Origin of the sequence: Pseudarthrobacter sp. TAF60_1, assembly GCF_052113505.1 — a bacterium.
In the GTDB taxonomy this organism is placed as follows: Bacteria; Actinomycetota; Actinomycetes; order Actinomycetales; family Micrococcaceae; genus Arthrobacter.
Genome location: NZ_JBFRDI010000014.1, coordinates 1 through 15,086, shown reverse-complemented (window position 1 = coordinate 15,086; position 15,086 = coordinate 1). Strand labels below are relative to the sequence as shown.

Annotated in this window: 11 protein-coding genes and 1 rRNA gene; 4 read left to right on the top strand and 8 right to left on the bottom strand. The window is 65.4% G+C overall.

Annotated elements, in window-relative coordinates; translation table 11 throughout:
• Window positions 1-13: 13 nt before the first annotated feature.
• From AB4Y73_RS15530 to benA, 4 genes are all read right to left on the bottom strand, one after another.
• Entirely contained in the window at window positions 14-841 is an 828-nt protein-coding gene (locus tag AB4Y73_RS15530; RefSeq protein WP_441872787.1) for a 1,6-dihydroxycyclohexa-2,4-diene-1-carboxylate dehydrogenase, read from the bottom strand.
• Window positions 838-2,412, bottom strand: a complete 1,575-nt coding sequence (gene benC, locus AB4Y73_RS15525) for a benzoate 1,2-dioxygenase electron transfer component BenC (RefSeq protein ID WP_441872786.1) — start codon at window positions 2,410-2,412, stop codon at window positions 838-840. Before benC ends, AB4Y73_RS15530 begins: the two co-directional genes overlap by 4 nt.
• 123 nt (window positions 2,413-2,535) lie before the next feature.
• The gene (gene benB, locus AB4Y73_RS15520; RefSeq protein ID WP_441872785.1) at window positions 2,536-3,069 is read right to left on the bottom strand and encodes a benzoate 1,2-dioxygenase small subunit; all 534 of its coding nucleotides are present in this window, start codon (window positions 3,067-3,069) and stop codon (window positions 2,536-2,538) included.
• A 37-nt stretch (window positions 3,070-3,106) separates the two neighbouring features.
• Window positions 3,107-4,489 (bottom strand): benzoate 1,2-dioxygenase large subunit, encoded by a 1,383-nt coding sequence (benA, locus tag AB4Y73_RS15515; RefSeq protein WP_441872784.1) that lies wholly within the window; start codon window positions 4,487-4,489, stop codon window positions 3,107-3,109.
• Window positions 4,490-4,811: 322 nt separating this feature from the next.
• On the opposite strand from benA, the gene catA reads away from it, so the two are divergent.
• From catA to AB4Y73_RS15495, 4 genes are all read left to right on the top strand, one after another.
• Window positions 4,812-5,708, top strand: coding sequence for a catechol 1,2-dioxygenase (gene catA / locus AB4Y73_RS15510; RefSeq protein WP_441872783.1), 897 nt, complete (start codon window positions 4,812-4,814; stop codon window positions 5,706-5,708).
• 108 nt (window positions 5,709-5,816) lie between these two features.
• Window positions 5,817-7,133 carry a benzoate/H(+) symporter BenE family transporter gene (locus AB4Y73_RS15505; RefSeq protein ID WP_441872782.1) on the top strand — a complete coding sequence of 439 codons (1,317 nt, stop codon included), beginning with the start codon at window positions 5,817-5,819 and terminating at the stop codon, window positions 7,131-7,133.
• 9 nt (window positions 7,134-7,142) lie between these two features.
• On the top strand, window positions 7,143-8,849 hold the full coding sequence (locus tag AB4Y73_RS15500) for a helicase HerA-like domain-containing protein (RefSeq protein WP_441872781.1): 1,707 nt from the start codon (window positions 7,143-7,145) through the stop codon (window positions 8,847-8,849).
• 127 nt (window positions 8,850-8,976) lie between these two features.
• Window positions 8,977-9,969, top strand: a complete 993-nt coding sequence (locus AB4Y73_RS15495; RefSeq protein WP_441872780.1) for a hypothetical protein — start codon at window positions 8,977-8,979, stop codon at window positions 9,967-9,969.
• A gap of 112 nt (window positions 9,970-10,081) precedes the next feature.
• Here the strand turns inward: AB4Y73_RS15495 and AB4Y73_RS15490 are convergent, their stop codons facing one another.
• From AB4Y73_RS15490 to rrf, 4 genes are all read right to left on the bottom strand, one after another.
• Complete coding sequence (locus AB4Y73_RS15490) at window positions 10,082-12,085, bottom strand: NHL domain-containing thioredoxin family protein (protein ID WP_441872779.1); 2,004 nt, start codon at window positions 12,083-12,085, stop codon at window positions 10,082-10,084.
• Window positions 12,085-14,232 (bottom strand): cytochrome c oxidase assembly protein, encoded by a 2,148-nt coding sequence (locus AB4Y73_RS15485; RefSeq protein WP_441872778.1) that lies wholly within the window; start codon window positions 14,230-14,232, stop codon window positions 12,085-12,087. Before AB4Y73_RS15485 ends, AB4Y73_RS15490 begins: the two co-directional genes overlap by 1 nt.
• Before the next feature lie 108 nt (window positions 14,233-14,340).
• A complete protein-coding gene (locus AB4Y73_RS15480; protein WP_214961838.1) occupies window positions 14,341-14,628 on the bottom strand; it encodes an HU family DNA-binding protein in 288 nt (95 codons plus the stop codon).
• A 386-nt stretch (window positions 14,629-15,014) separates the two neighbouring features.
• Window positions 15,015-15,086: ribosomal RNA gene (gene rrf / locus AB4Y73_RS15475) — 5S ribosomal RNA — on the bottom strand; the annotation flags it as partial.

Sequence of the window (15,086 nt, the reverse complement as noted above, 5' to 3'; positions counted from 1 at the left end):
CATCACGGTGTCCTCAGCCCAGGTCCCCGCCGGCGACCGGGAGGATGCTGCCGGTTACATAGGACGCTTCATCAGATGCCAGGAACACGATGGGTGCGGCCTGTTCGTCCAATGTCCCGTAGCGCTTCAGAAAGGACGAGTCCACGGTCTGGTCAACGATCACCTGGTACCAGGCCTTTTCCGTGGCGGATTCGGCTTCGGGACCGCGCTTGACCTGGCGGGGCGGCGCCTCGGTGCCGCCCGGGGCTGCCGCAACCACGCGGATGCCGCGTCCGCCCACTTCCATTGCCAGCGACTGGGTCAGGGCGTTGACCCCGCCCTTCGCAGCCGCGTACGGCACGCGATGCATGCCGCGGGTGGCCACCGAGGAAACGTTGACGATGGTGCCTGAACCCTGCTCCAGCATGGCCGGCAGCACAGCGCGGCAGGTCCAGAGAGTGGGGAAGAGCGAGCGGCGGATCTCCTTCTCGATCTTCTCCTCGTCGTACTCTTCATACGGGCGGGCCCAGATGGTGCCGCCGACGTTGTTGACCAGGACGTCCACCCGGCCGTGGGCGGCGAGCGCCGCCGCCACGGCCTGCTGCGCTCCTGCAAAGGTCTCAAGGTCTGCGGTCACCGCGGTGGCCGAACCTCCTGAACCGGAAGCGCGCGCGGTTTCCTGGATCCCTTGCGCCACCTCATGGACCAGCTCGGCGCGGTCTACGAGGACGACGGCGCCACCCTCGGCTCCGATGCGCTCGGCCACCTTCCGGCCGATGCCCTGGGCGGAACCGGTCACCACGGCCACCTTGCCGGCGTACCGGCCGGGGGTAACGAACTTCCCAGCGTACGGCCGCGTCATCGGCTTCCAGCCTTGGCGTCGATCGCTCCGGCCATGGTGTCTTTCGCATCGCGTGCATGGGCCATGATGACCTCCCGCACCCGCGCCTTGTCCTGGCGTTCAAACGCGTGGACCACATCGAGATGGTCCTGGGTGACCCGCGCGAAAATGGGGGTTCCCGCCTCGAGGGCCGCAGCCATCTGCGCGTGCACGTCGAGCCGGCGGTAGGACTCAAGCAGCATGGGGTTGTCGCAGACCACGAAGAGGTATTCGTGGAATTCCTCGTTGGTGCGTGCGAACTCGTCCGGGTCCTGGATGGTGCCGTCAGTTACGGAGCGGGCGGTGGCCTCGGCGAGCCGCCGGAACTGGTGCAGCTGCTCCTCGCTGAGGCGGCCGAGCATCAGCTCGCTCACCGCGAGCTCCAGGCCCATGCGCGCGTCCAGCTGGGCAAAGCTGTCCTCCTTGCGGAAGTCCAGCCGGCCGGTCTCCAGGGAAGAGACCGCCTCGCTGCGGCTCATCGTGTCGCCTTCGGCCTCGATCTTCTCTGCGGGTGCCGGTGCGCCTGTTTCGGCGTCGCCACCGGTGGTTTCCTTGGGGGCAAAACGCTCGAAGTAGAAGTTGGCAGGTTTGATGCCCTCGGAATCCAGCCACTTCGACACGGCGTTGACCATGGGAGGCGGCCCGCACAGGTAGATGTCGACGTCGCCGTCGTTCAGGTGCTTTGGCTCGATGATCTGGGTGACGTAGCCCGTGTGGGGAGCGGAGGTGCCCGGTTCAGAGGCAATGTAGTCCCACGTGAACTCGGGCAGCTTGGCCTCATACTCGCGCAGCCAGTCCAGGCCAACGATGTCCGCTTCCCTGGTCAGGCCATAAATCAGATGGACCGGTACCGACGGCGGGTTCTCGGAAAGCTTCTCGAGGATGGACAGGAGCGGGGCCAGCCCCGTTCCGCCGGCCAGGAGCAGCAGGGGACGCTTGGGCTCACGCAGGAAGAACGAACCGTAAGGACCCGTGAACTCGATGGTGTCACCCACGGCCGCCCTGTCACGCAGGTACTCGGACATCGCGCCCTGGGGTGTCACCCGGACCATAAACGATGCGTCCTGCACCTCGGGGCCGCTGCTGAACGAATAGGAGCGCTCGGCGTCCGTTCCGGGGACCTTGATGTTGACGTACTGGCCCGGGAGGAAGGCCAGGGCGTCCCGGTTTTCCGTCTCCAGGGTGAAGGAAACCGTCGTTTCCGAATGCTTGTTGAGCTCCTTCACGGTGGAGGTGAAGGTGGTGGCTGAGGTTTTCGCGGATTCCGACGTGGCCGGGATCTGAATGGTCAGGTCGGACTCCGGAACCGCCTGGCAGGTGAGCAGGTACCCCTTTTCGAGTTCATCCTCTGTCATCGCGTCATCAATGTAGTCGCCCGGATCGAAGGAGCCGGAATCGCAAAAGGCCTTGCAGGTGCCGCACGCGCCGTCCCGGCAGTCCGAGGGGATATTGATGCGTGCCTTGTACGCGGCGTCCATCACGGTCTCATAGTCGCCGACCTTGATGACCTTGGTGACGCCGTCCTCGAAGCTGAGGGCTACTTTATGGCCCATGGTTTCCTCCTGGCTGGGGCCGCGTCGATGCGGCCCGGGTAGTGCGGATGTGCCCGACGGGCACGGATTTTGAAACGGCCAAGGCCGGTGCCGGGCTAATGCCGGGCACCGGCACGGGGGCCGTCAGATCATGTAGACGTCCACGACGTGGTGGATGTAGTCGTTCTTGAGGACAACCTTCTTTTTCCGGATGACCGGCTCACCGGTGAGGTCGATGGTGTAGTAGCTGGTCCCGAAGTACGTGTCCGTGGTGTTGTAGCGGAAGTACAGCGTGAACCAGTTGAAGCGCACCTTCACCTGGTCGCCGTCGTGCTCCATGATCTCGACGTCGGTGATGTTATGCCCGGTGCGGGGCTCCGGCAGGGACGTGGCCGAGGACCGGTCCGTCTTGATCCGGAACACGCGGTCCTCGATGCCGCCGCGGTTGTCGTAGTAGATGAGCGAGATCTCGTTCTGCGGGTCCTCTGTCAGCCGGTCATCGACGTCCCAGGCGGGCATCCAGAACTCGGAGTCAGGGTGATAGCACTGAAGCCACTCATCGAACTGGCGGTCATCGAGCAGGCGGGCCTCCTTGTACAGGAAGGCACGGACGGTTTCGAGCGTGGCGATCTCCTCGGCACTCTTGAGCGCCGCGGCGGGCATTGTCAGGTTGGTCATGGGTTCTGCACTCTCTCTGGTTCCACGTGGACGGGGGTCAGGCTGTGACTGGAACAGAGTCCAGTGCGGAGATCTCCGCTTCAGCCAGGGCCCGGTCCATGACTTCCTTCCAGTACCCGTGCTGAATGGGGTAGAGCCCCTCGTCCTCGGTGCGCACCCCGGAGGCGATGACCTTGGTCATGCCCAGCGCCTGGGCCTGCTCGTCGGGGCCTGCGATCTCATGGGTGGATCCGCGGGTCATGTCGTTCCACGGGGCCGAGGTGGCCCAGTACGTCTTGTTGCAGGACCGGAACTCCTCGAGGTCATCCGGAGTGGCCATGCCGGTGGCGTTGAAGAAGTCCTCGTACTGGCGGATCCGCTTGGACCGGTTCTCCTGTGACTCGCCCTTGGGTGCGATGCAGTAGATGGTCACCTCGGTCTGGTCCGCGGAGATGGGCCGGAAGTGGCGGATCTGCGAGGAGAACTGGTCCATGATGTAGACATTCGGGTACAGGCAGAGGTTCCGCGAGATGTTGATCATGAAGTTGGCCATCTCCTCGCCATACTTGGCAACGAGCTCTTCGCGGCGGTCCCACAGCGGGCGGTCCTCGGGGTTGGTCCATTCCTGCCACAGCAGCAGATGTCCGTGGTCGTAGGAATAGAAACCGCCCTTGACCTTGCCCCACTTGCCGGCGTCCATGGCCTTGGTGGTGTTGGCGGAGTCGCCGGCGCTGCGGCGGGCCGTGGTGGCCGCATAGTTCCAGTGCACGGCAGTGACGTGGTAGCCGTCTGCACCGTTCTCGGCCTGCACTTTCCAGTTGCCGTCGTAGGTATAGGTGGACGAGCCGCGCAGCACTTCGAGTCCCTCCGGGGACTGGTCCACGATTGAGTCGATCACCTTGGTGGCATCACCGAGGTGTTCTTCGAGGGGGAGCACGTCTGCCTTCAGGGAACCAAAGAGGAAGCCGCGGTAGGACTCGAAGCGGGCCACCTTGGTGAGGTCGTGGGAGCCCTCTTTGTTGAAAGTCTCCGGGTAGCCCGCGTTACGGGAGTCCTTGACCTTCAGCAGCTCACCGGAGTTCTTGAACGTCCAGCCGTGGAACGGGCAGGTGAACGTGGTGCGGTTATCCGTCTTGCGGCGGCACAGCATGGCGCCTCGGTGCGAACAGGCGTTGACGATGCAGTTAAGGTTTTCGTCCTTGTCGCGGGTGATCATCACGGGAGTGCGGCCGATGTTGGTGGTGAAGTAGTCCCCTACGTTGGGGATCTGGGATTCATGGGCGAGATAAACCCAGTTGCCTTCGAAGATGTGCTTCATCTCCAGCTCGAAGATCTCTTCATCGGTGAAAATTTCGCGCTTGGCACGGATGACGCCGTTCTCACGGTCGTCGATCACGGCGTCGGCAAGGACCTCGCGGACATGGGCCAGGTTCTCGGTCATGGCGTGCTCCTTCATTGGAGGGTGCTGGACGGATGAGCGGGAGGTCCGGGCCATCCCGCGGTGCCCAGTGGGAACGTTGTCACGTAAGTCTTGCCTGTCGTGACCGCCCTCACATCAGGCAAACACCTAGGTTCGGCCAAGGGTGTCTTTATGTCTGCTTCATGACAGAAAACAGGCCAAATCGATATTTGTAGCGTCATTATTTCGGGCCTACGATGAGACGGACATCACGCGATCTGCGTCGTGACAGGTTTGGATCCTGCAGCACCGGTTCGCACCGGGTTCAGGACCAGAGCCTGCCGCCCCCTATTCAAAGAGGAGTATGGACATCACCATGACCGAGACCCAGGCAGACACCCGCAAAGAGGACGAGGGCACTGCAGTTGAAGCCGGCTCCAAAGCCACCGAACGCTTCACCGCCTCAGGCAAGCTCTCCCACCTGGATGTGCCGAAGGAAAGAGTGAGCCTGCTGGCCGGGGCACTCATCAAGGCCGCCAACGACATCGTCGTAGAACACCAGGTCACTTATGAGGAGTACAACGCACTCAAAGCCTGGCTCATCAAGGTAGGCACTGACGGAGAGTGGCCCCTCTTCCTGGACGTGTGGCTGGAGCACAGCGTGGAGGACGTCAACGCCCAGGACCGCCCGGGCACCGTGGGAACCATCGAGGGACCCTACTACGTGCCGGGCTCCCCGGCGCTCCAGACCCCCGGCACCGTCGAAATGCGTGAGGACGAGGAGGGCACCCCACTGCACTTCAGCGGCCAGTTCACCGACACGGACGGCAACCCGATCCAGAACGCCCAGGTGGAAATTTGGCATGCCGACAGCGCCGGGTTTTACTCCCAGTACGCACCGGGCCTGCCCGACTGGCTCTTCCGGGCCACGGTCAAGGCAGGCGAAGACGGCCGCTTCGAAATCAACACGATGCGCCCGGCGCCCTACCAGATTCCCACGGACGGAGCCTGCGGGCAGCTGATCAGCGCGGCAGGCTGGCACGCCTGGCGCCCGGCACACATCCACATCAAGGTTTCCGCGCCCGGCTTCCAGCCCGTAACCCAGCAGCTGTACTTCCCCGGCGACCCGCACAACGCTGACGACATCGCCTCGGCAGTCAAGCCTGAACTGATGCTCGACCCCAGGCCGCGCACGGATGGCGGCACCGGCGAAGAAGTGGTCTATGACTACGTCCTCGCCAAGGAAGGCCAGCACAAGTAAGAACCACCGCCCAGAATCGGTGCCGGCGCCTCGGCCCGGCACCAAAGGCGCCCCGGAGTGCAAACTCAGGGGCGCCTGTATTTTTTGCCGTCGTTGCCAGGAGCCCGAATGCTGCCATCCCGTCAGGACCAACCCGCCAACCCGCACGCACGCCAGCCCCTGCTGGAGCGCCCGGGCGTCCGTCCCGCAGGCATGCGCCAGCTCTTCCGTGACATGGGGCTGCCCTATGTTTCCAACGGGGTGATTGGCCTCATCTTCTCCGCCTCCGGCCCCATCGCCGTGACCCTGGCCGTGGGAGCGGCGGGAGGACTCACCGAGGCCCAACTCGCGTCGTGGGTGTTTGGCATCCTTTTTTCGGGCGGGGCGGCCACGTTGGTCATGTCTCTCCTCTATCGGCAGCCTCTGGGCTTCGCCTGGTCCATTCCCGGGACGGTGCTCCTGGGTCCCTCCCTTCAGCATCTGTCCTTTGCGGAAGTGGTGGGGGCCTTCTTCACGTCCGGTGTGCTCGTCCTCGCGCTGGGCGCCACCGGAGTGGTACGGCGGATCATGGCAGCGGTTCCGATGCCCATTGTGATGTCCATGGTGGCGGCCGTATTCCTCAAATTCGGCACGGACATCGTGTCCTCAACACAGGCGAACCCCGTCGTGGCTGCCCCCATGGTGGTCGCGTACCTGGTCCTCACGGCGGTGCCTGCCCTGGGCCGGTTTCTTCCACCGGTGCTCGGCACCCTTGCCGTAGGGTGCCTCGCCGTGGCGGCAAGCCATCAATTCTCCCTTCATGCGCGCGGACCGATTCTGGCAACCCCGGTCTTCACCCTCCCTGAGTTCACGTGGGCTGCCCAGCTCGAGCTCGTTGTTCCCCTGGCCCTCACCGTGTTGTTTGTGCAAAATGGCCAAGGCATCGCCGTTCTCCGCGCCGCCGGCCACAATCCGCCGGTCAACGTCTTCGCCATCGTTTCAGGCGCGTTTTCGTTGCTCAATGCCGGCTGCGGCGCTGTCTCAGCGTGCGTGACCGGCCCTACCAACGCCCTCATGACGTCCTCGGGAACCAGGCAGCGTCAGTACACTGCTGCCGTGGTGTTTGGCACCCTGGCCATCGCCTGCGCCCTCCTGGCTCCCGCACTCACCCGGCTCATGCTGGCCACGCCCACGGAATTCATCCTCGCCCTCGGCGGCATTGCCATGCTGCGGGCCCTCCAGCAGGCCTTTGTGACCGCGTTCGCCACGACGTTCACGCTGGGGTCCCTGGTGACGTTCGTGGTGACCATGTCCGGCATAAGCCTTTTCAACATCCATCCGGCGTTCTGGGGCCTGGTCATCGGCTACGCGGTGTCCCGGGTGCTTGAGCACGCGGACCATGCCGGCCCTGAGGCCAAGCTGAAAAGCGGCACGTCTGCACCACATCTGAAGGCATCGGCCAACTAAGCTAGCGGCATGGCCAACAAAACCACTGCAGAAAAGCTTGCCACCATCCAGAAGGGCTACACCCTGGAAGGTGCCACCATCGAGCTGGGTGCCGCCATTGTCGACGGCGAACTTCACAAGGAAGCCCAGGTCCGGCTGCCGCTGTCCATGATGAACAGGCACGGCCTGGTGGCCGGCGCCACCGGCACCGGCAAGACCGTCACGCTGCACATGATGGCAGAGCAGCTGTCCGCGGCCGGCGTTCCCGTCGTCCTCGCCGACATTAAGGGCGACCTCTCCGGGCTGGCGACGGCGGCGGCCGGCAGCGACAAACTGAAGGCACGCACGGACAGCATCGGCCAGCCCTGGGCCGGAAAAACGTATCCGGTGGAGTTCCTGGCCCTCGGAGGCGACGGCAACGGCATTCCGGTGCGCGCCACTGTCACGTCCTTTGGCCCCATCCTGCTTTCCCGCGTCATGGAACTCAACGACACCCAGGAGTCCAGCCTGCAGCTGGTCTTCCACTTTGCGGACCAGAAAAACCTTGAACTGGTCGACCTGAAGGACCTCCGGGCGGTCATCCAGTTCCTCACCTCGGACGAAGGCAAGGACGAGCTGGAGGAGCTGGGCGGCCTGTCCAAGGCCACAGCGGGCGTCATCCTGCGTGAACTGGTGAACCTTGAGGCGCAGGGCCTGGAGAAGTTCTTCGGCGAGCCGGAGTTCGATACCGCCGAGCTGCTCCGGACCGCCCCGGACGGCCGCGGCGTGGTTACCTGCCTGGAACTTCCCACGCTGCAGACCAAGCCGATGCTGTTCTCCACCTTCCTGATGTGGCTGCTGGCGGACCTGTTCGAGGACCTGCCTGAAGCCGGCGACTTGGATAAGCCCAAGCTGGTGTTCTTCCTGGACGAGGCCCACCTGCTCTTCAACGGCGCGTCCAAGGCCTTCCTGAGCGCCATCACCACCACCATCCGGCTGATCCGGTCCAAGGGCGTGGGGATCTTCTTCGTCACCCAGACCCCCAAGGACGTGCCCGCGGACGTCCTGGGCCAGTTGGCCAACCGGATCCAGCACGCCCTCCGCGCGTTCACCCCGGAAGATGCCAAGGCCCTGAAAGCCACCGTCTCCACGTTCCCGGTCAGCGACTACGACCTCGAGGAGACCCTCACGTCCGCGGGGATCGGCGAAGCGGTCATCACCGTCATGAACGAAAAGGGCGCCCCGACGCCGGTTGCCCTCACCCGGCTGCGCGCCCCGGAATCGGTCATGGGCCCCAGCGCCGACGACCTCGTCAAGAGCACCGTGGCCGGATCGGCGCTGCTCGCCAAGTACGGGACCGCCGTGGACAACATCTCCGCCTACGAAAAACTCACGGGTAAGGGTGCCGCGTCCACCGGCGACGCCGCGCCGGGTGAGCCGCCGGCTCCGAGTGCTGCCGGCCAGGCAGGTACCAGCCAGGCCGACGTCGACGCCGAGGCCCGCCGGATCGAAGAGGAAATCCTGGGCCGGCCCAGCAGCCGCCCGGCTCCGGAACGTGCTTCGGAGCCCGCACCATCCCGGACACGTCAAGCCCCCGAACCGGCACCGGCAGGCGGCGGGATCGCAGGCGAGCTCGCCGGCGCCCTCGGTGGCGCTTTGGGCGGCGGCCTCAAGAGCATGGTCCGGTCCATGGGAACCCAGCTCGGCCGCGAGCTGCTCCGAGGAGTGTTCGGCACCTCGTCCCGGCGCCGCCGGTAGGCAAAACCGGACGATGCCGCGCGCCGTACTCCCGCCGTCGGACGTTAACAAAGCCCCTGCCCTCCCCAGCGCCGGCCGCCCTGCTCCAGTGTTCAGCGGGCTTGCAGGTAACGTAAGGGGCGTGCAGATGAGTCAAGCGTTGGTGAGGATCGCGGCCGGGTGGCTGCTGGGCCTCATGCTTGCCGTGGCTGCTTCCATCGTTGCCGTCAACGTGGTGAACAATACCGTGGCAAGCCCGCAGCAGCCGGTCCGCGAATACCTGGACGCGCTGCAGCAAGGCAACGGCGGCAAGGCTCTGGGGCTCCTGCGGGCCAGCGTGCCCCCCAGCAACGCCGCAATGCTTGACGGGACGGCCCTGAAGACGGCTGCCTCGCGCCTCGCGAACATCACCATCGGCGAGCCTGAGAACCGCGCGGGGCGCCAGGTCATGGTTCCGGTGCAGTACACGATCGATGGCAGCCGCCTGCGCACCGAGTTCCTGCTGGAGGAGACGGGCACGGAATGGCTGTTCTTCAGGACCTGGGCCTTTGTGCCGTCGCGGCTGCCCACTTTGGGCGTCACGGTGGTGAACTCCAGCGAAGCCAACCTCAACGGTGTCCCGGTGAACATGCCGGCCGGACGGAACTCCTTTGCCGTCCTATACCCCGGCGAATACGAGGCTTCCCTCAACGGTGCGTACTTCGCCGCCCCGGCCACCCGCGCCACCATCACCTCCCGCGATGCTCCCGCAGCCCCGCTGAACCTCCTGACCGAGGCCACAGACCAGCTCCGGAACGATGTGGGCCAAAGGGTGAAGGAGTTCCTGGACGGCTGCGCCGCCGAAGCCGTGAAACAGCAGCGGCTGCAGCCCGACTGCCCCTTCTACTTCTCCAGCACCAACAATGTGGACGATGGCACCATCAAATGGACCATCACGAAGTACCCGGAAATCTCCATCGAGCCCTTCGGCGGCCGCTGGATGGTTGCTCCCCTGGACGGCAAAGCCAAGGTGGAGGCTGTCCAGCAGAGCTCCTTTACCGGCGCCTGGTTCCCGTTGAACGAAGAGGTGGACTTCAGCTTCACCACCCGCCTGGACGTCGAGGGCGACACCATCAAGGTCACCCCGCTCCTGACCTACTAGCCGGAGCAAGCCTCGGATTTCCGCGGGCGCCGCAGGTCCGGAGACGCAAAAGGCTGCCTCCCGTGACGCAATGTCCCGTGAGGCAGCCTTCCGGTCAGTACGACGGCGGTGGTCAGTCCATGCCGCGCAGGTCCAGGACCAGCTCGGTGTCGCCGTCGTCCGTCAGCAGGACGGGAATGCCCCAGTCCTGCTGGTACAGGTGGCAGGCGGCGTGGTCCGGAATCTCGCCGTCCTCGTTCTCCGGGCCGTCGCAGGCCGCGGCACGGGCGGTGATGTGCAGGACGCCTTCCGGGATGCCCGAGGCCAGCTCCAGCGTCCGGAGCAGACCGACGGACGTGCCCCCGCCGGCCACGAGCAACTCCGGCGGCGTGGAGGAGATCTTCAACTGGGTGGGGTCGCCCCAACGGTCGTCGAGCTTCTGGCCGGTGGGCGCGGTGAAACGGACCGTCAGCTCCATCAGGCCAGGCGCCACCGGGCTCTTGGGCCGGTGCGTCTGTGATGCGCCCTCGTCCACCTGCTGCGCCTCCTTGGGGATCGGCACGTACACCAGCTGGTGCTTGTTGGCCTCAACCACCACCAGAAGCGGTTCAGACCCGGCCGCCTGCGTGTGGTCCACAATCACGTCGGAGGGCTCGGAGAGGCCCCGCGCGAGGGTGGACACTTTTCCTGCCGCGGGGTCGTAGCGGCGCACGGCACCGTTGTACGTGTCCGCGATGGCCACGGAGCCGTCCGGCAGGACGGTCACGCCCAGCGGATGCTGCAGCCGTGCCTCGCCCGCCGCGCCGTCACGGAAGCCGAAGTCAAACAAGCCCTTTCCGACGGCGGTTTCCACGGTGACCGTGCCGTCGTCGGCTATCGCCAGCTTACGCAGGGCGGACGTTTCCGAGTCCGCCACCCAGATGTTTCCGTCGGTGTCTTCGGCAAGGCCGGACGGCTGGGCGAACCATGCTTCGTGGGCTTTCCCGTCAAGCAGCCCTTCCAGTCCGTTGCCGGCCACGATGGCCACAGCGCCCGTCAGCGGGTCGAAGCTGAAGATCTGGTGGGTACCGGCCATGGCCACCACCACGGCATTGAGCTTGGTGGACCAGACAACATCCCAAGGCGAGCTGAGCGAGACCTCCAGCGGGTGCCCGCTGAGCTGGCCCGTGAACCCGGCGGCGTCCTCATCCACGCGGGCCGGGCCCGTCTCCAGCAGCCGCTGAACGCCGTTGCCAGCGAGCGTGGTTGCTGTTCCGTCCGTGAGGGACAGCCCGCGCAGGCGGTGGTTGACGGAATCGGCAATGACGACGTCGTAGCCCGCCTTCGCTGCCACGTCTTCCGGAAGCAGCACAAGGCCCTGGGGTTCGTTGAACCAGGCGGTCGGCGTGATGGAGTCGACGTCCGCGGCGGGGCCGTCGGCGTATCCCTTGGTGCCCGAACCGTAAGTGCGGAGCACCGTCTGGAAGTCGGTGCCCAGCTCCACGAGACGGTGGTGGCCGGTATCCGTCACAAGCCAGGTGCCGTCGTCGGACGTTTCGGCGTCGGGGGCGCCTGCCTCGGAGCTGCCGCGGCCGGCAGGGAGGAAGAGCGCCTTGCCCGGGAAGCGCAGGGTGCCGGAGGTGGCTTCCGGCGCCACGTAGGGGCCTGAGCCCCGGTGCAGGGTGCCCTTGGCCTCGTGCTCGGCGATCAGTTCCGGGATGAGCACGGCCAGGCCGTCTGCGTGGCCTTCGCCGGACAGGTGGGCCACGATGTAGCCTTCGGGATCGATGACCACCAGGGTAGGCCACGCACGGGCGGTATAGGCCTTCCAGGTGTCCAGCTCAGGGTCGTCCAGGACGGGGTGGTGGATCTCGTAGCGCTCAACCGCAGCGGCGAGGGCTACAGGGTCTGCCTCGTGCTCGAACTTGGGCGAGTGCACACCCACGGTGACCAGGACATCGGAGTACTTCTCTTCGAGCGGGCGCAGCTCATCGAGCACGTGCAGGCAGTTAATGCAGCAGAAAGTCCAGAAGTCGAGGAGCACGATCTTGCCGCGCAGTGCTTCGAGGTCCAGCGACTTCCCGCCGGTGTTGAGCCAGTTACGGCCCACCAGTTCGGAGGCGCGGACCCGGAGTTGGGTGCGTACGGTTTCGCTCATCAGCGTCCTTCCAGCTTGTTGCGTTCAGCCAATCTGGCGTCGCGTTCGGCCAATTTGGCAAACATATCGTTGTAAGCGGTGAGATCGGCGTCGTTATTCCTGTCCGCCGCCCGATCGGTGCGGCGCGTCTCCCGTTCGTCGGAGCGGGACCACATGATGGCGACGCCGATAGCCACCAGCAGGGTGGGGACCTCGCCGATGCCCCAGGTCGCCGCACCACCCAGTTGCTGGTCCAGGAGGGCGGACGGCCCCCAGGGGCGGCCGAGGTTGCCGAAGTAGTCGGCCGCCAACAGGCTGGTGCCGCCCATGATCGTGACGCCGAAGAAGGCGTGGAAGGCCATGGTGGCCAGCAGGAGGAGCAGGCGCATGGGGTAGGGCGCGCGGCGGGGCAACGGGTCCGTGCCGATCATGCTCAGCACGAAAATGTAGCCGGTGAGCAGGAAGTGCAGGTTCATCAGCTCGTGGCCCACGTGCTCCCGCATCGCGAAGCCGAAGGCGTCCGAGAAGTAGAACAGCACAATGGACCCCGCGAAGTTTGCCGCGGCAAACAGGGGATGAGTGACCAGCTGCGAGAACTTGGAGTGGACAAAAACCAGCACCCACTCGCGCAGTCCCCTGGAGCCGTCAGCACGGGCAGGCAGGGCACGCAGGGCCAGGGTCACCGGGGCGCCCAGCACCAGGAACAGCGGCGCCACCATGGTCAGTGCCATATGGCCCACCATGTGAGTGGAGAACAGCACCATGCCGTAGACCGTCGGCGGCCCGGAGGTGATGTAGGTCAGGAACAGGAGGCCGATCACCCAGTTGACGGAGCGGAACCACGGCCATCCGTCCCCGCGCCGCATGACCTTGGCCACGCCCAGGAAGTAGGCGGTCAAGGCGAACAGCACCACCGCCACCCAGAGCCAGTCGAGGCGCCATTCCGTCAGCCAGCGCTCCGGGGTCAGTTCCGGCGGCAGCTCGTAGCCGGAGAGGATGAATGCCGGCGACGCGTCAGGGGCGAAGGTGGTGGGCTCGGGCGGCGCCGACCGGCTCAAGGCGACGGCGACACCCGAGGTGGCTCCCATGATCAGGAGTTCCACGGTGATCAGCTGCCACAGCACGCGGCGCGAGGACAGCGCCGAGCCCTTTCGGCCCAGCTGCGGGATCACCCACTGCCGGTGCATAAAGCCAATGCCGCCGAGGACCACTGTGGCCGCAGCCTTTGCCAGGATGAGCTGGCCGTAGGGCGATCCAAAGAGGTCGGCCCAGTTGGTGACCCGGATGCTTGCGTTGATGACGCCCGAGGCGAATACCAGCACAAAGGCGAAGCCGGCCAGGGCCGAAAACCGCCGCAGGGTCGGTTCGGTGATGTCCGTGCCGGCGCCCGGCTTCGGTCCCGCCAAGACGCCGGACAGGAGCGCCAGCAGGATGATGCCGCCCACCCAGACGCTGACACCCACAAGGTGCAGGCCCAGGGAGTTGACGGCCGCAGAGTGGTCCGATGAACTCGACGAGTGTCCGATCAGGGCGGCAGGGACCAGCCCGATCAGTGCCAGGACCAGCGTGAGCGCGAGGCCGCCCAGGGATCTGACACCGAACAGGGCGGTGGTCACCACGGCCCCGATGATGGTGACGGACAGCCATGCCCGGCCGGTGTCAATGTCCGTCATGAAGTACACCAGGGCGCGGGTGAACTCTGCGTCCCCGGAAAGCCCCTGGCCTGCGACGTCCGAATAGGTGAGGACAAGCACGGCGATAGCTGACAGCGTCCAGACCGCGCCGGCCGCAGCGGCTATGGCCAAGGCCCTTGAAAACGCCGGGTGTTCGGGGGCGTCCCCATCGTTGGTCCGGGAACGTGGGCCGGAGGTCCTGGGCAGGATGCCGACGGCGAAGATCAGCCCGCCGATCACCGTCGCCAGAGACACGTTATGGATGGCCTTGCTGACCGGCAGTCCCCAGCGGGCCAGTGCCCCGGGGTCAGATACCACACGGGCTGCTGCAGCGCCGGAGAAAAGGAGCGCTGCAACCAGTCCCAGAAGCAGGGCTGCAAGCCCCAGAAGCTGCCAGGGCCGGGAAACCCCCACAGCACCGGAACTCAGCGTTGTAGCGCCCGCACCGGGGGCCGGCTGGGGTGCTGTGGGACGGGACTTTGCAGCAGAAGGCACCTATTCATTGTCCGCTACCCGCGCCGTGGCGGCGAATCGGCCTTCGAGGGGAAAGAGCAAGGGGCGGCAACCCGAAGGTTGCCGCCCCTAGGCTGGTGCTGAAGAAGACTACTTCTTCTTGGCGACCGCAGCCTTCAGCTTGGAGCCGGCCGTCAGCTTCACGCTGTGGCCTGCTGCGATCTGGATGGTCTCGCCGGTCTGCGGGTTACGGCCGGTGCGTGCTGCACGGTCGGTGCGCTCGACTGCGAGCCAGCCCGGGATGGTGATCTTCTCGCCGGAGGCGACGGACGTCTCGAAAACTTCGAACAGTGCATCGAGGACGGAGTTGACGGCTGCCTGGCTGGTGCCGGCCTTGCCTGCTACCTCTGAAACAAGTTCGCTACGGTTCTTAGCCATTGATGTCCTCCTGGACGGTCACGATTTCTGGAGCCTGAACGCGGCATGCGTGCAAGCCACTGTTCGAAAACTTACCAGCTTGGGACCGCGAGGTCCGCAAATTCCGCGTGTTTCCGCCACTTTTTGACTTAAATCACCGGATTTCCGGACTTTTCCCGGGGAATTGCGCCCACAGCGGACGGTCTCTCACTTGATGTGGTTTCCGGTGAACGCTCTCGCAGTTGGTGTGGGTTTCCGGCGGGAGGCTCCCGCGGTGCGGGCAGGGTTCGACGGCGGCCGGTCGGGGGTGGGTGCCGTGTGCCGGCGGGTGGGTGGTTATTGAAGGGGTGGTTAAAGTGGGAGAGCCTCCAAACGGTGTTTGGAGGCTCTCAACCATTTAATAGTTGTTCCGGCGGTGACCTACTCTCCCACACCCTCCCGGGTGCAGTACCATCGGCGCTGTGGGTCTTAGCTTCCGG